Origin of the sequence: Streptomyces sp. B1I3 (assembly GCF_030816615.1) — a bacterium.
Lineage (GTDB): Bacteria > Actinomycetota > Actinomycetes > Streptomycetales > Streptomycetaceae > Streptomyces.
In genome coordinates, this window is the sequence record NZ_JAUSYD010000001.1 from 4532484 (window position 1) to 4549805 (window position 17322).

17 protein-coding genes are annotated in these 17322 nt (G+C 70.5%); 9 read left to right on the forward strand and 8 right to left on the reverse strand.

What is annotated here, in order from left to right:
• Window positions 1-50: 50 nt before the first annotated feature.
• From tilS to folE, 4 genes are all read left to right on the forward strand, one after another.
• Window positions 51-1124: a tRNA lysidine(34) synthetase TilS gene (tilS, locus tag QFZ58_RS20810; RefSeq protein WP_307126413.1), complete on the forward strand. Its 1074-nt coding sequence runs from the start codon at window positions 51-53 to the stop codon at window positions 1122-1124.
• 98 nt (window positions 1125-1222) lie between these two features.
• Complete coding sequence (gene hpt, locus QFZ58_RS20815; RefSeq protein WP_307128937.1) at window positions 1223-1762, forward strand: hypoxanthine phosphoribosyltransferase; 540 nt, start codon at window positions 1223-1225, stop codon at window positions 1760-1762.
• 206 nt (window positions 1763-1968) lie between these two features.
• Window positions 1969-4026 carry an ATP-dependent zinc metalloprotease FtsH gene (gene ftsH, locus QFZ58_RS20820; protein WP_307126414.1) on the forward strand — a complete coding sequence of 686 codons (2058 nt, stop codon included), beginning with the start codon at window positions 1969-1971 and terminating at the stop codon, window positions 4024-4026.
• Window positions 4027-4214: 188 nt separating this feature from the next.
• On the forward strand, window positions 4215-4820 hold the full coding sequence (folE, locus tag QFZ58_RS20825; RefSeq protein ID WP_307126415.1) for a GTP cyclohydrolase I FolE: 606 nt from the start codon (window positions 4215-4217) through the stop codon (window positions 4818-4820).
• A 195-nt stretch (window positions 4821-5015) separates the two neighbouring features.
• Here the strand turns inward: folE and QFZ58_RS20830 are convergent, their stop codons facing one another.
• The 6 genes from QFZ58_RS20830 to QFZ58_RS20855 form a co-directional block, all read right to left on the reverse strand.
• A complete protein-coding gene (locus tag QFZ58_RS20830; protein WP_307126416.1) occupies window positions 5016-5501 on the reverse strand; it encodes a DUF3180 domain-containing protein in 486 nt (161 codons plus the stop codon).
• Between the two features lie 53 nt (window positions 5502-5554).
• Complete coding sequence (gene folK, locus QFZ58_RS20835) at window positions 5555-6166, reverse strand: 2-amino-4-hydroxy-6-hydroxymethyldihydropteridine diphosphokinase (RefSeq protein WP_307126417.1); 612 nt, start codon at window positions 6164-6166, stop codon at window positions 5555-5557.
• Entirely contained in the window at window positions 6163-6522 is a 360-nt protein-coding gene (gene folB, locus QFZ58_RS20840; RefSeq protein ID WP_307126418.1) for a dihydroneopterin aldolase, read from the reverse strand. The genes folK and folB overlap by 4 nt, the downstream gene beginning before the upstream one ends.
• 225 nt (window positions 6523-6747) lie before the next feature.
• Window positions 6748-7230: a nuclear transport factor 2 family protein gene (locus tag QFZ58_RS20845; protein WP_307126419.1), complete on the reverse strand. Its 483-nt coding sequence runs from the start codon at window positions 7228-7230 to the stop codon at window positions 6748-6750.
• Entirely contained in the window at window positions 7227-8087 is an 861-nt protein-coding gene (folP, locus tag QFZ58_RS20850) for a dihydropteroate synthase (protein WP_307126420.1), read from the reverse strand. The genes QFZ58_RS20845 and folP overlap by 4 nt, the downstream gene beginning before the upstream one ends.
• A gap of 30 nt (window positions 8088-8117) precedes the next feature.
• Window positions 8118-9953 carry a phosphatidylglycerol lysyltransferase domain-containing protein gene (locus tag QFZ58_RS20855; protein WP_307126421.1) on the reverse strand — a complete coding sequence of 612 codons (1836 nt, stop codon included), beginning with the start codon at window positions 9951-9953 and terminating at the stop codon, window positions 8118-8120.
• Between the two features lie 143 nt (window positions 9954-10096).
• Between QFZ58_RS20855 and QFZ58_RS20860 the strand changes: the two genes are divergently transcribed.
• Window positions 10097-11221, forward strand: a complete 1125-nt coding sequence (locus QFZ58_RS20860; RefSeq protein ID WP_307126422.1) for an esterase family protein — start codon at window positions 10097-10099, stop codon at window positions 11219-11221.
• Between the two features lie 39 nt (window positions 11222-11260).
• Here the strand turns inward: QFZ58_RS20860 and QFZ58_RS20865 are convergent, their stop codons facing one another.
• A complete protein-coding gene (locus QFZ58_RS20865; protein ID WP_307126423.1) occupies window positions 11261-12442 on the reverse strand; it encodes a betaine/proline/choline family ABC transporter ATP-binding protein in 1182 nt (393 codons plus the stop codon).
• Window positions 12443-12585: 143 nt separating this feature from the next.
• Between QFZ58_RS20865 and QFZ58_RS20870 the strand changes: the two genes are divergently transcribed.
• From QFZ58_RS20870 to QFZ58_RS20885, 4 genes are all read left to right on the forward strand, one after another.
• A complete protein-coding gene (locus QFZ58_RS20870) occupies window positions 12586-13305 on the forward strand; it encodes an ABC transporter permease (RefSeq protein ID WP_307126424.1) in 720 nt (239 codons plus the stop codon).
• Window positions 13306-13308: 3 nt separating this feature from the next.
• A complete protein-coding gene (locus tag QFZ58_RS20875) occupies window positions 13309-13983 on the forward strand; it encodes an ABC transporter permease (RefSeq protein WP_307126425.1) in 675 nt (224 codons plus the stop codon).
• 53 nt (window positions 13984-14036) lie between these two features.
• Entirely contained in the window at window positions 14037-15017 is a 981-nt protein-coding gene (locus QFZ58_RS20880; RefSeq protein WP_307126426.1) for an ABC transporter substrate-binding protein, read from the forward strand.
• Between the two features lie 104 nt (window positions 15018-15121).
• Window positions 15122-16150, forward strand: a complete 1029-nt coding sequence (locus tag QFZ58_RS20885) for a hypothetical protein (RefSeq protein WP_307126427.1) — start codon at window positions 15122-15124, stop codon at window positions 16148-16150.
• Window positions 16151-16174: 24 nt separating this feature from the next.
• Here QFZ58_RS20885 and QFZ58_RS20890 read toward each other — a convergent pair whose 3' ends face one another.
• The gene (locus tag QFZ58_RS20890; RefSeq protein ID WP_307126428.1) at window positions 16175-17317 is read right to left on the reverse strand and encodes an NADH-quinone oxidoreductase subunit D; all 1143 of its coding nucleotides are present in this window, start codon (window positions 17315-17317) and stop codon (window positions 16175-16177) included.
• Window positions 17318-17322 lie beyond the last annotated feature (5 nt).

The following is a 17322-nucleotide window of genomic DNA, read 5'->3' on the forward strand; positions in this document are numbered from 1 at the left end:
GTCCCGCCGCTTCGAGGCACCTCCCAAAACTTCACCGAAGGGCACCGGACATGGGTCCCCATCCTGCGGTCGCGGCGATACGCCTGGCGGTCCGCCGCGTACTTCACGACGTCGTCACCGAACACAACCGCCACACCGAACAGGCCGGCCTCGCCGAGTTCGCGGAAGCCGGAGCGGGCGGCCGCCGCGCCGGGCTCCCCGACCGGCCGGACACACCGCTGGTGCTCGTGGCCTGCTCGGGGGGAGCCGACTCCATGGCACTCGCCTCCGCCCTCGCATTCGAGTCGCGCAAGCTCCCCGTCCGCGCCGGCGGCATCACCGTCGACCACAACCTCCAGCCCGGCTCCGGTCTCCGCGCCGACGAGGTCGTCACCCGCCTCGCCGCCATGCAGCTCGAACCGGTCGAGTCCGTCGCCGTGCACGTCGGCCGCGAAGGGGGGCCCGAGGCCGCGGCCCGGGAAGCCCGGTACGCCGCGCTGGACGCCGCCGCGGAGCGCCACGGCGCCGCCGCCGTCCTTCTCGGCCACACCCGTGACGACCAGGCCGAGACCGTCCTGCTCGGTCTCGCCCGCGGGTCCGGCATCCGCTCGCTCTCCGGGATGGCCGCCGCCTCCGGGCCGGCCGGCCGCTACCGCCGTCCCTTCCTCCAGCTCGACCGGCAGACCGCCCGCAAGGCCTGCCTGGTCCAGTCGCTCCCCGTCTGGGACGACCCCCACAACGCCGATCCCGCCTACACCCGTTCCCGGCTGCGCCATGAGGGTCTGCCCGCCCTGGAGAAGGCGCTGGGCAAAGGTGTCGTCGAAGCCCTGGCCCGCACGGCACAGCTGTCCCGCGACGACGCCGACGCCCTGGACACCTGGGCCGCCGAGGCCGCCCGCTCGGTGTGTGACGACGACGGGCGGCTCGAATGCGCCAAGCTCGCCGTCCTGCCGCCCGCGGTGCGCCGCCGGGTGCTGCGCCGGGCCGTGATGGACGCCGGATCTCCCGCCGGTTCGCTCTTCGCCCGCCACGTCGAGGAAGTCGACCGGCTCATCACCGGCTGGCGCGGCCAGGGCGCCATCAACCTGCCCGGCCGCGTCGAAGCGCTGCGGCAGGGTGGCAGACTGGTCATTCGGCAGAGCTGAAGCGCAAGCGGCTGAAGTGCAGGCGAAACGGCCGGCCCGCTCCGGGAACGCTCCGGGTCCGGCAGGCAGAGAAAGAGACGCGGGTGAACGAGAAGGACATGGGCACCGACCTCCGGTCGGTGCTCCTCACCAAGGAAGAGATCGACGCGAAGCTCGTCGAGCTGGCTGCGAAGATCGACGCGGAGTACGCGGGCAAGGACCTGCTCATCGTCGGCGTGCTCAAGGGCGCGGTGATGGTCATGGCGGACCTGGCGCGCGCGCTGTCCACCCCCGTCACCATGGACTGGATGGCCGTCTCCTCGTACGGAGCGGGCACCCAGTCCTCCGGCGTCGTCCGGATCCTCAAGGACCTCGACACCGACATCAAGGGCAAGCACGTCCTGATCGTCGAGGACATCATCGACTCCGGGCTGACGCTCTCCTGGCTGCTGACCAACCTCGGCTCCCGGGAACCTGCGAGCCTGGAGGTCTGCACGCTGCTCCGCAAGCCGGACGCGGCGAAGGTCGCGATCGACGTGAAGTGGGTCGGCTTCGACATCCCCAACGAGTTCGTCGTCGGATACGGGCTGGACTACGCGGAGAAGTACCGCAACCTTCCCTTCGTCGGCACGCTCGCCCCGCACGTCTACGGCGGCTGACACCCTGTCCGACGGGATCCGCCGAACCGGGCCCGGCTCCGGGGAACCCTCATCGTTCCCCCGCCGTTGAGCCTTCGAAGGCGGGTTTGACGGACGTCCTCTGCGGTCGCAGGTGACAATGCTGGGGTACCGTCCGAAGAACAGTCTTTTCTCACAGCAGCATTTACCTACGGGCAGGAGGGACGGGGCGTCTTCGCTCCGTATGGATGGACGTGAAGCGATACTTCCGTGGGCCGGTCATGTGGATCGTGCTGGCCGTCCTCGCCGTGGTCGTGTTGATGCAGGTCGTCGGCTCGTCGGGCGGCTACAAGACGGTGGACACCGGCGAAGTGATCCAGGCGATCACCAAGAACCAGGTGGAACAGGCCAAGCTGACCACCGGTGACGAACAGATTCTCAAGATCGAGCTGAAGGACAAGGAAAAGCTCAAGGGCGAGTCCGGCAGCAAGTTCCAGGCGAGCTACATCGGCAACCAGGGTGTCGAGCTGGCCGACACGCTGCAGAAGAAGTTCGAGAGCGGTGACATCGAGAAGGGTTACACCGTCTCGCCGTCGAAGCAGTCCCCGTTCCTCTCGATCCTCCTCTCCCTGCTGCCCTTCGTCCTGATCGTGGTCGTGTTCCTGTTTCTGATGAATCAGATGCAGGGCGGCGGCTCCAAGGTCATGCAGTTCGGCAAGTCCAAGGCGAAGCTGATCACCAAGGACACGCCGAAGACGACCTTCGCCGACGTGGCGGGGTCGGACGAGGCCGTCGAGGAACTGTACGAGATCAAGGAATTCCTCCAGGAGCCGGCGAAGTTCCAGGCCGTCGGCGCCAAGATCCCGAAGGGTGTCCTGCTCTACGGGCCGCCCGGTACGGGTAAGACGCTGCTCGCTCGCGCCGTCGCGGGCGAGGCGGGCGTGCCGTTCTACTCGATCTCCGGTTCCGACTTCGTCGAGATGTTCGTCGGTGTCGGTGCCTCCCGTGTCCGTGACCTCTTCGAGCAGGCCAAGGCGAACGCTCCGGCGATCGTCTTCGTCGACGAGATCGACGCCGTGGGCCGGCACCGTGGTGCGGGCATGGGCGGCGGCCACGACGAGCGCGAGCAGACGCTCAACCAGCTGCTCGTCGAGATGGACGGCTTCGACGTGAAGGGTGGCGTCATCCTGATCGCCGCCACCAACCGGCCGGACATCCTGGACCCGGCGCTGCTGCGTCCCGGACGTTTCGACCGGCAGATCGCCGTCGACCGGCCGGACATGCAGGGCCGCCTGGCGGTCCTCAAGGTGCACCAGAAGGGCAAGCCGGTCGCCCCCGACGTCGACCTCAACGCGGTCGCCCGTCGTACGCCCGGCTTCACCGGTGCCGATCTGGCGAACGTGCTGAACGAAGCGGCGCTCCTCACGGCGCGCAGCAACAAGAAGCTGATCGACAACCACATGCTCGACGAGGCCATCGACCGCGTCGTGGCGGGCCCGCAGAAGCGGACCCGGATCATGTCCGAGAAGGAGAAGAAGATCACCGCGTACCACGAGGGCGGACACGCCCTGGTCGCGGCGGCCTCTCCCCAGTCGGACCCGGTCCACAAGATCACGATCCTCTCCCGCGGCCGTGCCCTCGGTTACACGATGGTGCTCCCGGAGGAGGACAAGTACTCCACGACGCGCAACGAGATGCTCGACCAGCTGGCGTACATGCTGGGCGGGCGCGCGGCCGAGGAGCTGGTCTTCCACGACCCGACGACCGGTGCGGCGAACGACATCGAGAAGGCCACCGCAACGGCCCGCGCGATGGTCACGCAGTACGGCATGACGGAGCGCCTCGGCGCGATCAAGTTCGGCGGCGACAACACCGAACCCTTCGTGGGCCGGGAGATGGGCCACCAGCGCGACTACTCGGAAGAGGTCGCGGCGCTCGTCGACGAGGAGGTCAAGAAGCTCATCGAGACTGCCCACAACGACGCGTGGGAGATCCTCGTCGAGAACCGCGACATCCTCGACGCCCTGGTTCTCGAGCTCCTCGAGAAGGAGACGCTCGGCAAGGAGCAGATCGCCGAGATCTTCGCTCCGATCGTGAAGCGTCCGGCACGTCCGGCGTGGACCGGTTCCGCCCGGCGGACACCGTCCACCCGTCCGCCGGTGCTCTCTCCCAAGGAGCTGGCCCTCACCAACGGCACGAACACCGCCAACGGTTCGGGCACCCCGCCGGAGATCGCCCCGACGGACATGTCGAAGGACATCGGCACCTCCACGGAGGGGCTGCCGGAGGAGCGTCCCGAGAGCTGAGATCCGTTCGTCCTCACCCGGTGTGTCCGCCGTCACGGGCACGTCGCAGGGTACGGAATGGATGCCGCGCCCCCCAGGTTCTAGCCTGTGGGGGCGCGGCTTTTTCCGTACACCCGCCCGGGCCTGCCGTTTCACCAGGTGTCCGGGGCCCCGCCGCGCATGCGACAGCACAGAGGAACGAGGCACAGATGACCGACCCGGTGACGCTCGACGGGCAGGGTTCCATCGGCGTATTCGACCAGAAGCGGGCCGAGACCGCCGTACGGGAACTCCTCATCGCGGTCGGGGAGGACCCGGACCGCGAAGGTCTGCGCGAGACCCCGGGACGGGTGGCGCGTGCGTACAAGGAGATATTCGCGGGCCTCTACCAGGAGCCCGAGGACGTCCTGACGACGACGTTCGACCTCGGTCACGACGAGATGGTCCTGGTGAAGGACATCGAGGTCTACAGCACGTGTGAGCACCACCTGGTGCCCTTCCGCGGTGTCGCGCACGTCGGTTACATCCCGGCGACCAGCGGCAAGATCACGGGACTGTCCAAGCTGGCGCGGCTGGTCGACGTCTACGCCCGGCGGCCGCAGGTCCAGGAACGGCTCACCACGCAGATCGCCGAGTCGCTGATGGCGATCCTGGAGCCGCGCGGTGTCATCGTCGTCATCGAATGCGAGCACATGTGCATGTCGATGCGGGGCATCCGCAAGCCCGGAGCCAAGACGCTCACGTCCGCCGTGCGCGGCCAGCTACGGGATCCGGCCACTCGTGCGGAGGCGATGAGCCTCATCATGGCGCGCTGAGCGCGCGCCGGCCGAGGGGGACGAGCGCCCTGCGCCCTTGGGCGGGCCGTCGGCAGCACCGCGCGGTTCCGCCCGGCCGCCCGGGGCGGGACTCCGAGGCGGACGGGCCTCCGAGCGGCACCGCGCCCCGGGGCGCGGTGCCAGGGCACTGTGGAGCGCGGGCCGTGAGAGCCGGAGTGATCCGAACGAGAGACCCTATGCCGCTGTGGCGGTGTTCCCGTGGTCGTCCTTGTCCTCCGGGAGCTTGCAGACGCGCTCGAGGAAGACGGCGGCTGCCACGACCGCGACGCCGGCCAGGACGGCGGAGCCCGCGTAGATCGCCTGGTCGCGCCGGGGCGGGACATCGAGGTAGCTGAGCAGGAAGACGCCCGTGCCGCCGTACATCCCGGCGACCAGCGCCGTGACGAGGGCGCTCGCCTGGCCGAAGACCACGGCCCGGGCCGCCATCAGCGGCTCGACGCCCTTCGCCCCCGGGCGGCGCTCCCGCTGGGCACGCAGGCGGGCCCGGATCGACAGGGCGGTGGCGAGCAGGACGACGGCGATCACCGCCAGCACGACGGACGCGGCGAGGGGCACGCTCGGCAGCGTGCCCAGGGAGTCCCAGAGGCGGGAGCCGCCCCAGGACAGGACGCCGGCTCCGGCGAAGAGGCCGGCCAGCAGCCCGAGCCGTAGTTGCTTCACCGAGAGTGCCGCCTTTCGCCGTTGCCCATGTCGTTCGTCGTCGAGCCTAACGACTACTCGGGGAGGCGGAGTTCCAGGTCTGCCCGGGGGAGCACCCCGTCGCGGCCGACGCCGTCCAGGAGCTCACCGACCGGTCCGGATCCGGGCAGCTGGGCGTCGGGGTCCACGTCGTGCCAGGGGGCGAGGACGAAGGCGCGCTCGTGGGCGCGCGGGTGGGGCAGGGTGAGCGACGGGTCGTCGGAGACCACATCGGCGTAGGCGACGATGTCGACGTCGAGGGTGCGGGGCCCCCAGCGCTCCTCGCGGACCCGGTCGAAGGCCTCCTCGATGGCCTGGCCGCGCTCCAGCAGGGAGGACGGGGGCAGTGTCGTCTTCACGACGACCACGGCGTTGAAGTAGGACGGCTGGGAGCCGGGGGTCACGCCCCAGGGTTCCGTCTCGTAGACCGGGGAGACCGCCTTGACCCGCAGGCCCGGAGTGTCCTCCAGGGCGTCGACGGCGCCCTGGAGGGTCTCCAGCCGGTTGCCGAGGTTGGAGCCGAGGGAGATCACGGCGCGTTTGGGGTTGGACAGGGTGATGTCTGCCGCGTCCACCTGCTCGACCACGGCGGCGGGAACCGGCTGGACGGTCGGGTCGCTCTGCCCCTCGGTGGAAAATGCAGTCATGCTCGGCTCCGGGTGATGGTGATGGTCACGTCGTCGAAGGGGACCGTGATGGGCGCGTCCGGCTTGTGGACGACGACCTGGACCTCTTCGACCCCTTCGTGCTTGAGACACTGCTGCGCGATGCGTTCCGCGAGGGTCTCGATCAGGTCGACGGGCTCACCCTTGACGACGTCGACGACCTCCTCCGCGACCACGCCGTAGTGGACGGTCTTCGTCAGGTCGTCGGCGGCTGCCGCAGGACGGGTGTCGAGGCCGAGGACCAGGTCCACGATGAAGGTCTGGCCCTCCTCCCGCTCCCGGGGGAAGACACCGTGGTGCCCGCGGGCCTTGAGGCCGCGCAGCGCGACACGATCCACGCGAATCACTCCTGCTGTCGTTGGTCGGGGCGGCACCCGCACGCGTGCGGGCGCAAGGGTGCCGTCTTTCGAATCTACCCGCGAGCACCGACAGGGCTCACGTGAGGGGGCTCGGGGCTGCCCGGCACGGGGCCGGTAGCCGCGTATACCCCGTCGTCCGGCCGTCCAACCCCTGGGAGCCCGCCCCGGCCTCCCGTGACCGGGGCCCGCCTGGGGCCTCCCCGCTCAGGGCGTCGACTCCTCGTCCTCCTCCTCACCGGTTTCCGCCAGTACCGGTGAGCCGTGGTGGGACCAGAGCTTCCAGCCGTCCGGCGTGCGCCGGAACACATTGGTGGCGACGACGAGCTGGCCGACGAGCGGCCCGAGCGCGTTGCCCTCCTCCGCCGGTCCGCCGCTGAGGATGTTCTCGGTACAGGTCACCAGCGCGGTGTCACCGGTCATGGAGACGCCGACGTCGGTCAGGAAGAACTGGATGTACTCGGTGTTGGCCATGATCAGCGCATAGCTGCGGAGCACCTCGCCGCGCCCCGTGAGCACGGGCCAGCCGGGGTGGACGCAGGAGACCGTGAGGTCCTCGCCCGGTAGCCAGAGGCCGGAGAGCCCGTCGAAGTCGCCTCGCTCCATAGCCTCGTAGAAGGCGGTGTTGGCCTGCTCGACGGCCTGGATGTCGGCCGCGGCCGACTCGTGTTCGTCCTGCGGGGAGCTCACGCGGCTCCCTCGACGGCGCGGGCGACGCGTACGGCGTCGGCCGTGGGCCGTACGGCGTGGACGCGGACCGCCCAGGCGCCGGCGTTCGCCGACAGGGCGGAGACCGCGGCCGTCGCGGCGTCGCGTTCCCGGGCGGGCGGCGGGGGTGCGTCCTCACCGGCCAGGACGTGGCCGAGGAACCGCTTGCGGGAGGCGGCGACGAGCAGCGGCCGGCCCAGATCGCGCAGCCGGGAGAGATGGGCGATGAGCGAGAGGTCCTGAGCGGCGTTCTTGGCGAAGCCCAGCCCGGGGTCGATCACCAGCCTCTCCGGGGCGACGCCGCCGTCGATCACGGCGTCCATGCGGGCGCGCAGCTCCTCGACCACCTCGGCGACGACGTCCTCGTAGACGGCGCGGCTGTTCATCGACTCGCTGAAACCGCGCCAGTGCATCACGACGAACGGCACCCCGGACGCGGCCACGACCGGCACCATGTCCGGGTCGGCGAGGCCCCCGCTCACGTCGTTGACCAGGGCCGCGCCGGCGGTGACGGCCTGCTCGGCGACGCGGGCCCGCATGGTGTCCACGGAGATGGTGACGCCCTCCGAGGCGAGCCCCCGCACGACGGGGATCACCCGGCGCAGCTCCTCCGCCTCGTCCACCCGGCTCGCGCCGGGACGGGTCGACTCACCGCCCACGTCGACGAGATCCGCCCCTTCGGCCACGAGTCCCAGACCGTGCTTGATCGCCGCCGTGGTGTCGAACCAGTGGCCTCCGTCGGAGAAGGAGTCGGGCGTCACGTTCACGACACCCATGACCGCGCAGCGGTCCCACTCCGGCAGGCCCTGCACTGTGCCCCGTCCTCGCAACGTACTCATGCGACCAGCCTAGGCCCGGGAACGGGTCGGTCAGGCCGCACGGACTCCGCGCTCGGCGGGCAGGGCGGAGCGGTGGCCGCAGGGCCGTGGGCGCCGGGGGCGGAACGGGCGCGGTGGCGCGAGGTTCACGAAGCCTTCCGCCCGGAGGGCCGCGAGACCGATCCGTGGCAGGTCGCGGCCGGCGCGGTAGACGACGAATCGAGGCTCCCAGCGGGGCTGGAACTTCGCGTTGAACCGGTAGAGCGACTCGATCTGGAACCAGCGCGACAGGAAGATCAGCAGTCCGCGCCAGCAGCGCAGCACCGGTCCCGCCCCCAGCCGTTCGCCGCGGGCGAGCGCCGAACGGAACATGGCGAAGTTCAGCGAGACGCGGGCGACCGACAGTGCGGGAGCGGCCTGCAGGGAGGCGACGATCAGCAGTTCGTTCATGCCGGGGTCGGCCGAGCGGTCGCGTCGCATGAGCTCCAGGGAGAGACCGTCACCGCCCCACGGGACGAAGTGGAGCACCGCCTTCAGGTCACCGTGCGGGGAATCCGTCGCGCCGGCATCGGCCAGATGGGCGGTGGCGACGACACAGTCGCCGTCGGCCGGGTCGCCGATCCGGCCCAGCGCCATGGAGAAGCCGCGCTCGGTTTCGGTACCGCGCCAGTCGGCGGCGGCTGCGCGGATGCGGGCGAGCTCGGTGTCGCCGATGTCACGCACGCGCCGGACCCGGGTCTCGTAGCCGTTACGTTCGATGCGCTTCACCATCTGACGCACGTTGCGCATCGCGCGCCCGGCGAGGGAGAAATCCGCGACGTCCACCACCGCCTCGTCACCGATCTCCAGGGCGGACAGTCCCGTCTCGCGGGTCCACACCTCGCCGCCGGTCTCGCTGCAGCCCATCACCGCCGGTGTCCAGGAGTGCGCCCGGGCCTCGTCCATGAAGCGCTCGATGGCTCCCGGCCAGGCCTCCACGTCACCGATCGGATCGCCCCCGGCGAGCATCACCCCCGACACCACGCGGTAGCAGACGGCGGCCTTGCCGCTGGGGGAGAACACGACGCCCTTGTCACGGCGGAGCGCGAAGTGCCCCAGGGAGTCGCGGCCGCCGTGCTTGTCGAGCAGGGTCCGCAGCCGCGCCTCGTCGTCCTCGCTGAGGCCGGCGGCCGGGTGTTCGGGCCGGAAGGCGAAGTAGATCGTGGTCACGGCGGTCAGCAGGCCCAGGGAACCCAGGGAGTACGCCACCGTCCACGAGGTCACCCCGGTGTAGTCCACCGGCCCTTCGAACCCGAACAGGCCGTACAGCACGTGCTGGAGCCGGTCGGCGATGGAGGGGTTCCCCACGACGCGGCCCGGGTGCACGCTGACGACCACCAGGCCGAGAGCCAACGAACCCGCGCCGAGGAGGACGAAGTTGGCCAGTGCCCGCCAGCGGCTCCTGGGGTCCGGGAGGGCGGCGAACTCGCTCCGGTGGCGTATCAGCAGGAAGCAGAGCACGAGCGAGAGGAGCACGCCGATCAGGGAGTGCCGGTAGACGAACTGCGCCACGGCGCCCGCCGGCAGCAGGACCACGGCCGCCCGCCAGGCCCGCCGTTTGTGCCGCTTGATGCCGTGGGCGAGCAGGAGCAGCAGGACGCCCGAGCTGAGGGACAGCGCCGCGGCGAACGGCCCGAGGGCACCGGGGAGCACCTCGGCGAAGGTGTGCATCCTGCTGTGGCGGAAGCGCGGGAAGACCCCTGCGGCCACATCGATCAGGCCGACGGCCGTACAGGCGCTCCCGACCAGCACCGGTACCGTTTCGGGCCGTGGCCCGCGCAGAAGTCGGCGTCCGCGGACCGCGAGCGGAACCATTCCTGATTTATCCCCATCTACCGTGACAGACATCGCTTCCCGTGGCTCCGCGAGAGATTCCTGAGTCCGTCGGCCGAAGCCCCTACGGACGATGTGCGCCCTCTAGGACGAGGCTTCCGCGCAGTGGGTTCACCCTCTGTGCGGAAATTTCCCGCACAGAAAGCTCATTCGTACTCATGGGTCTCACCAGCAACGCTGTTCTGGCCGTCGCGGCAGGACTGGCCGTCGCACTGTTCGCAGCCACGATCCGGCTCTGGCCCCGGCTGGCCGCCCGCACCGCCCGGGCGGTGGCGGGCAGGGCCGGCCTCCTGCTGGCCACCCAGCTGGCCCTCTTCGCCGCGGTGGGCCTGCTGGCCAACAACTCCTTCCTCTTCTACGGCTCCTGGGCCGACCTGTTCGGGCGGCAGCAGGACCTGGGCACGGTCACCGACCACGGGGCGGGGGCCGGCGCGCCGGGGAGCACCACGGCCCGGATCGGCAGCGTGCGGCCGGACGTCCCGGGGGGCGGCCGGCCCGCGGTCGGCGGCCGGATCGACAAGGTCGTCGTATCGGGCCACGCGTCGGGGATCAACAGCGCGGCGTACGTCTACCTGCCGCCGGAGTACTTCCAGCCGGCCCACGCCGGGCACAGGTTCCCCGCGGTCGTCGTGCTCACCGGCTACCCGGGCACGGCCGAGAACCTGTTCAAGGGGCTGCGCTACCCGCAGACCGCCCACGAGCGGGTGAAGGCGGGCAGGGCCCAGCCGATGATCCTCGTGATGCTGAGGCCGACGGTGGCGCCGCCCCGGGACACCGAGTGCGTGGACATCGCGGGGGGTCCCCGGACCGAGACCTTCTTCGCGCACGACCTGCCGCAGGCGGTCACCCGGGCCTACCGGGTCGGCGACCGGGCCCGTAACTGGGGCATCATCGGCAACTCGACCGGCGGTTACTGCGCACTGAAGATCGGGCTGCACCACCCGGACCGATTCGCGGCGAGCGCCGGGCTCTCGGCCTACTACAAGGCGGCCGAGGACCCGACCACCGGAGACCTCTTCCACGGCGACCGCGCGGCGCGCCACCGGTCGGACCTGTTGTGGAGCCTGGACCACCGGCCTCCGGCCGCCTCGTCGTTCCTGGTCACGACGTCCCGGCAGGGTGAGGGAAACCTCCGGGGAACCAAGGAGTTCATCGCCCGGGTGAAGGCTCCCGCCCGGGTCTCCTCGATCGTCCTCGACAGCGGCGGGCACAACTTCAACACCTGGCGGCGGGAGATCCCCCCGGCCCTGGAGTGGATGAGCGGAAGGCTCAGCGGGAACTGACCCCGGCTCCCCTTGCCGGCCTTCCCGGCCTCCCCGGCCTCACCGGGAGCCGAGCGTCGTCACCGTCTCGACCGCGACCTCCGCGCGCGGGACGGCCTGCGCGTCCGCATCGATCGAGCGGCGCAGCGCCTCGTGGAGGCGGGCCGGGGTGAGGACGCCGAGGAACCGGCCGGTGCTCTCCTCGTCGATGACGGCGATCCAGCCCGCGTCGTGCTGGAGCATCGTGGCGAAGGCCTGCTTGAGGGGGGCGCCGAGCGGGAGCCAGGCCTCCATGCGCCGGGCGTGCTCACGGACCGTGCCTGCGAGCGTCGCCGCCCCGGCGTCACCCGCGGGTATCCAGCCGTGGAGATTGTCCTCGCCGTCCAGCACGACCGCCCAGCGCGCGCCCTCGGCCCGCAGCCGCTCGGTCGCGCGAGCCAGGGGGTCGTCGAGGTGCACGACCGGCGGCTGGTCCAGGTCGCTCTCCTCGATGGGCGTGACCGACAGCCGCTTCAGGCCGCGGTCGGCTCCGACGAAGTCCGCGACGTACGGGGTCGCGGGCGCCCCCAGCACCGTGGCCGGGGAGTCGAACTGCTCGATACGGCCCTGCCCGTAGACGGCGATGCGGTCCCCGAGCCGGACGGCCTCCTCGATGTCGTGCGTGACGAACAGCACCGTCTTGCGGACCTGCGCCTGCAACTTGAGGAATTCGTTCTGGAGCTTCTCCCGGACGACGGGGTCGACCGCACCGAAGGGCTCGTCCATCAGCAGGACGGGCGGGTCGGCGGCCAGTGCCCGGGCCACACCCACCCGTTGGCGCTGACCGCCGGACAGCTGCTCGGGATAACGGCCGCCGTAGACGGAGGGGTCCAGTCCGACCAGATCGAGCAGTTCGGCCGCGCGCTCACGGCCCTTTCCCTTTTTCCAGCCCAGGAGATGGGGCACCGTCGCCGTGTTCTCCAGCACCGTTCTGTGCGGGAAGAGCCCGACCTGCTGGATCACATAACCGATGCGGCGCCGGAGTCGCACGGGGTCGATGGCGGATATGTCGTCCCCGTCGAGGAATATCCGGCCCTCGGTCGGTTCGATCAGACGGTTCACCATCTTCATGGTGGTCGTCTTGCCGCATCCGGAGGGTCCGACGAGCGTGACCAGTTCCCCCTCGGCGACCTCGAAGGAAAGGCCGTCGACGGCGGTGGTGCCGTCCGCGTACCGCTTGGTGACGTGCTCGAAACGGATCATGGTTCCCCATTGTGACGCGGGTTCTGTGAAGGACATGTTGCCGGAATACGACGGCCTCGGCGATTGTCGGTGGTCGGGGATAGGGTCGCCGGTGATCGGATCCGCTGCGGCGCGGCGGCGGTGAACAGGGGGGTGGGGGGCGGATGGCCGAGCAGAACTGCCTGGTGGCGAACGACTGGATCTGCGGGGAATATCTGCGCTCCCGGAGCCAGGAGTTGACGGATGCGACCGTCCAGCACATCTGGATCACACTGGTTTCGGTGCTGATAGGGCTCGCGGTCGCCTTTCCGCTCGCGCTCCTCGCGCGCCGCGGACGGCATTTCGCCGGACCGGTGCTGGGCCTGACCACAGTGCTCTACACCGTGCCGTCGCTGGCGATGTTCTCGTTGCTGCTGCCGCTCTTCGGGCTGTCCGCGGCGCTGGTCGTCACCGGCCTGGTGCTCTATTCGCTGACCATCCTCGTCCGGAACATCCTCGCGGGCCTCCAAGCGGTCCCCCAGGAGGCGAAGGAGGCGGCGCAGGGCATGGGATACGGACCCGGCAGATTGCTCTGGGAGGTCGAACTCCCCCTGGCGCTGCCCGCCCTGATGGCCGGCCTGCGGATCGCCACGGTGTCGACGGTCGCCCTGACCACGGTCGGCTCCCTCGTCGGCAAGGGCGGCCTCGGCAATCTCATCGAGGACGCGCTCCCCAGCTTCTTCAAGGCTCAGGTGCTCGCCGCGTCCGTGCTCTGCGTACTGCTCGCGGTGGTGGCGGATCTGCTGCTGCTCGGTCTGCAGCGCCTGCTCACGCCCTGGACGCGGATACGGACACCCGCCGGGGCCTCCGGGCCGGCGGGTGTCGCGAAGACCGAGGCGGGCTGACCCATGGGGATCATCGGGGACGCCTGGACCTGGCTCACCACCGGCGCCAACTGGTCCGGGGACGACGGGGTCACGCACCGGCTCGGCGAGCACCTGTTCGTCAGCGGCGTCGCCCTCGCGGCGGCCTGCGCCATCGCCCTGCCGCTCGCGCTGTGTCTGGGGCACATCGGCAAGGGGGGCGCGCTCGCGGTCAACATCTCCAACGTGGGCCGGGCCGTACCCGTCTTCGCGGTGCTGGCCCTCTTCATGATGACCCCCCTGCGCAACTCCGGCTATCTGCCGACGGTCATCGCACTGGTGCTGTTCGCCGTGCCACCGCTGCTGACCAACGCCTACGTCGGGATGACGGAGGTGGACCGGTCGGTGGTGGAGGCGGCGCGGGGCATGGGGATGTCGGGCGGTCAGCTCTTCCTGCGGGTCGAGCTGCCGCTGGCCTACCCGATGATCATGACCGGGCTGCGGTCCGCCGCCGTCCAGGTCGTCGCCACCGCATCGATCGCGGCGATGGTCGGCCTCGGCGGCCTCGGCCGGATCATCACCGCCGGATTCAACACCTACGACACCGCGCAGGTCTTCGCGGGCGCCGTACTGGTCGCCCTGCTCGCCCTGGTGGTCGAGGGCGTGCTCGTGGTGCTGGACCGGTTGCTGTCCCCCGGGCGACGCCACCGGCCCGCATGAGGCCCCGGGCTTGTAGACGTGTACATACCATTTTCTCGCGGACGGAGAACATCATGAGCAGGACCTCGCGCATAGCGGGTGCGGTCGTCGGAGTGGTCGCGCTGGCAGGTTCGCTCGCCGCCTGCGGCGGCGACAGCCTGGAGAAGGAGAAGAAGGGCCCGGACACGAGCGCCGGCGCCGGCTCCGAGAAGGGCTCGCTGGTGGTGGGCGCCGCCGCGTTCACCGAGTCCAAGGTGCTTGCCGAGCTGTACGCCCAGCTCCTGGGGGATGCCGGGTACAGCACCTCGATCACGACGGTGAAGAACCGTGAACTGTACGAACCTTCCCTGGAGAAGGGGGAGATCGACGTCGTCCCCGAATACGCGGCGACCATCGCCGAATTCCTCAACGCCAAGGTCAACGGCGCGCAGAAGGCGGAGGCCGCGCCCGTCGCCTCCGGGGACGCGGCAGCCACCGTGGCCGCGCTGGAGAAGCTCGCGACCCCGCTCGGGCTGAAGATCCTTCCGGTCGGCAAGGCGGTCGACCAGAACGCTTTCGCGGTCTCCGAGGAATTCGCCACCAAGAACAACCTCAAGACGCTTTCGGACCTCGGAAAGTCGAAGATCGAAGTGAAGATCGCCGCAGGCGACGAGTGCGAGGTGCGTCCGTTCTGCGCCCCCGGGCTGAAGAAGACGTACGGAATCGACGTCGCGGGTATCGATCCCAAGGGCGTCGGCACCCCGCAGTCCAAGCAGGCGGTCAAGGACGGCAAGGACCAACTGGTCCTCACGACCACCACGGACGCGGTTCTGGACACGTACGGGCTGGTGTTCCTGGAGGACGACAAGAAGCTCCAGAACGCCGACAACGTCCTGCCGGTGCTCAATGCGAAGGACGCGGGTGCACCGGAGATCGCCGAGGCCCTCGGGAAGCTCACCGGCGTACTCACCACGGAGGACCTCGCGGAACTCAACCTCAAGGTCGACGCGGAGCGCGTCAAGCCCGCCGACGCGGCCAAGGATTACCTGCAGTCGAAGGGCCTGATCAAGAAGTAGAACGCGCGGGGAAAGGCGGCACATGGGAGGCCCTAGGTAACCGGCGGGGAACAGATTGCCGGGTGGTCTCCCAAGTGGCCCGTGCGCACGGTAAATTTCGGGCCATGCCACGTGGACGCCACCGCCATTCGCCACCCCTTCACAGAATCCTGCCGCCCTCCGTGGTGGCCGGAGTGTCGGTCGTCTGTGCCGCCGGAGCCTGGCTCCTCGCGGATCCCGTGCCCCTGCGCGGCCTGGTGGCGGCCACCGCCGCGGTCGCGCTCTCCGGCGCGTACCTGATGCGCAGCTGGGACCGGGCCGCAGGGCTGCGCGTCGCGGAACTGACCCGGGCGCGGGCCGGCGACGAGTGGAAGGCCGAGGAGCGCATAGCCGAGCTCGAGACCGACCTCGAGGAGTCGCGGGAGCTGCGCACGCGGCTGGAGACGAAGCTGCGCCGCAAGCGCGTGGAGCTCGCAGGCCTGAGGGGCGAGCACGCCGCGCTGCTGCGCCGCTACGCCACTGCCGAGACCGAGCGGGCCAGCGCCCTCGAGGGCCGCAGGCAGCTCGCCATCGAGGCCGCCGCACCGCGCGAGCTGGCCGCCGCACGGTCCACGCCGACCCCGGGCGCCTACCTGCGAGCCGCCCAGGCGCTCCAGGACCTGCCGCGTAACGCCGCACTCCAGGAGGCGAGCCGCACGGCCGAGCTGGCCAGGCAGCGGGACCTCGCCGAGCGGACCGCGGAACGGGACGCGGAGGGCGAGGGCCCGAAGGGGAAGCACGCGGCGGTCGCCGGAGCGGGTGACCACCAGCACCGCCGTCCGTCCGCAGCCCTCCCCGCCTCCCGGCCGTCGCCCGCACCCGTGCGCGCGCCCCGCGCCGTCCCGGTGGCCTCGGCCGTCGTTCCGTACGCCGCCGCGCGCCGTCACCTCGTCCCGCAGGGAAGCTTCGACTTCTTCGGCACGCAGAAGGCGAACGCCGACGCGCTCGAGTCCGTGCAGAACGAGGACCTCGCGGACGTGGTGGGCGAGGAGGCACTGGCGGCGCACCGTACGGGCGCTGCCGAGAACCGCGCCGTCGGCAAGGTCATCGACCTGACCGCCCACGACGAGACGGAGCAGCTGGAGGTCGTACAGCTGCGCAGCGCGATCTCGTAGCAGCCGCGGCGGCGACGACCGCGGTTACTTGTCGATGTCCCCGACGACGAAGAAGAGCGACCCCAGGATCGCGACCATGTCGGCGACCAGCGTGCCCGGCAGCAGTTCGGTGAGCGCCTGGATGTTGTTGTACGAGGCGGAGCGGAGCTTCAGCCGGTACGGCGTCTTCTCGCCCGTGGACACCAGGTAGTAGCCGTTGATGCCGAGCGGGTTCTCGGTCCACGCGTAGGTGTGGCCCTCCGGCGCCTTCAGGACCTTGGGCAGCCGCTGGTTGATGGGCCCGGGCGCCAGTCCGGCCATCCGGTCCAGGCACGCGTCGGCCAGGTCCAGCGCGTTGTGCGTCTGCTCCAGCAGGCACTCGAAGCGGGCCAGGCAGTCGCCCTCGGTCCGGGTGACGACCTTCAGCGTGTCCTGCAGCTCCCCGTACGCCAGGTACGGCTCGTCGCGCCGCAGGTCGAAGTCGACCCCGGACGCGCGGGCGATCGGCCCGGACACCCCGTAGGCGTGCACGGCCTCGGCGGACAGGACGCCCACGCCCCGGGTGCGGCCCCGGAAGATCTCGTTGCCGAGGACCAGCCGGTCGTAGACGTCCATGCGGGAGCGTACGGAGGCGACGGCGTCCCTGGCCCGGCCGAGCCAGCCCGCGGGCAGGTCCTCCTTGAGGCCGCCGACCCGGTTGAACATGTAGTGCATCCGGCCGCCGGAGACCTCCTCCATCACGGCCTGGAGTTCCTCGCGTTCCCTGAACGCGTAGAACACCGGGGTGATCCCGCCGAGTTCGAGGGGGTAGGAACCGAGGAACATGAGGTGGTTCAGGACCCGGTTCAGCTCCGCCAGCAGCGTCCTCGTCCAGACGGCACGCTCAGGGACCTCCATGCCGAGCATGCGCTCGACGGCCATGACGACCCCGAGCTCGTTGGAGAAGGCCGACAGCCAGTCGTGGCGGTTGGCGAGCATGATGATCTGCCGGTAGTCCCGCGCCTCGAAGAGCTTCTCGGCGCCGCGGTGCATGTAGCCGATGACCGGTTCGGCCTGCTGGATCCGCTCACCGTCGAGTACGAGGCGGAGCCGGAGCACACCGTGCGTGGAGGGATGCTGCGGACCGATGTTGAGCACCATGTCGGTGCTCTCTGCCGCGCCGCCGATGCCGACCGTCGTCTCCGTCATGCGGG

Bases quoted from the DNA above. Each gene is read 5' to 3' on its own strand.
- tilS (WP_307126413.1), top strand. From the start codon at position 51: ATGGGTCCCCATCCTGCGGTCGCGGCGATACGCCTGGCGGTCCGCCGC.
- QFZ58_RS20865 (WP_307126423.1), bottom strand. From the start codon at position 12,442: ATGATCCGTTTCGAGCACGTCACCAAGCGGTACGCGGACGGCACCACC.
- hpt (WP_307128937.1), top strand. From the start codon at position 1,223: ATGGGCACCGACCTCCGGTCGGTGCTCCTCACCAAGGAAGAGATCGAC.
- QFZ58_RS20875 (WP_307126425.1), top strand. From the start codon at position 13,309: ATGGGGATCATCGGGGACGCCTGGACCTGGCTCACCACCGGCGCCAAC.
- QFZ58_RS20855 (WP_307126421.1), bottom strand. From the start codon at position 9,953: ATGTCTGTCACGGTAGATGGGGATAAATCAGGAATGGTTCCGCTCGCG.
- ftsH (WP_307126414.1), top strand. From the start codon at position 1,969: ATGGACGTGAAGCGATACTTCCGTGGGCCGGTCATGTGGATCGTGCTG.
- folK (WP_307126417.1), bottom strand. From the start codon at position 6,166: ATGACTGCATTTTCCACCGAGGGGCAGAGCGACCCGACCGTCCAGCCG.
- QFZ58_RS20870 (WP_307126424.1), top strand. From the start codon at position 12,586: ATGGCCGAGCAGAACTGCCTGGTGGCGAACGACTGGATCTGCGGGGAA.
- QFZ58_RS20890 (WP_307126428.1), bottom strand. From the start codon at position 17,317: ATGACGGAGACGACGGTCGGCATCGGCGGCGCGGCAGAGAGCACCGAC.
- QFZ58_RS20885 (WP_307126427.1), top strand. From the start codon at position 15,122: ATGCCACGTGGACGCCACCGCCATTCGCCACCCCTTCACAGAATCCTG.
- folP (WP_307126420.1), bottom strand. From the start codon at position 8,087: ATGAGTACGTTGCGAGGACGGGGCACAGTGCAGGGCCTGCCGGAGTGG.
- folE (WP_307126415.1), top strand. From the start codon at position 4,215: ATGACCGACCCGGTGACGCTCGACGGGCAGGGTTCCATCGGCGTATTC.
- QFZ58_RS20860 (WP_307126422.1), top strand. From the start codon at position 10,097: ATGGGTCTCACCAGCAACGCTGTTCTGGCCGTCGCGGCAGGACTGGCC.
- QFZ58_RS20880 (WP_307126426.1), top strand. From the start codon at position 14,037: ATGAGCAGGACCTCGCGCATAGCGGGTGCGGTCGTCGGAGTGGTCGCG.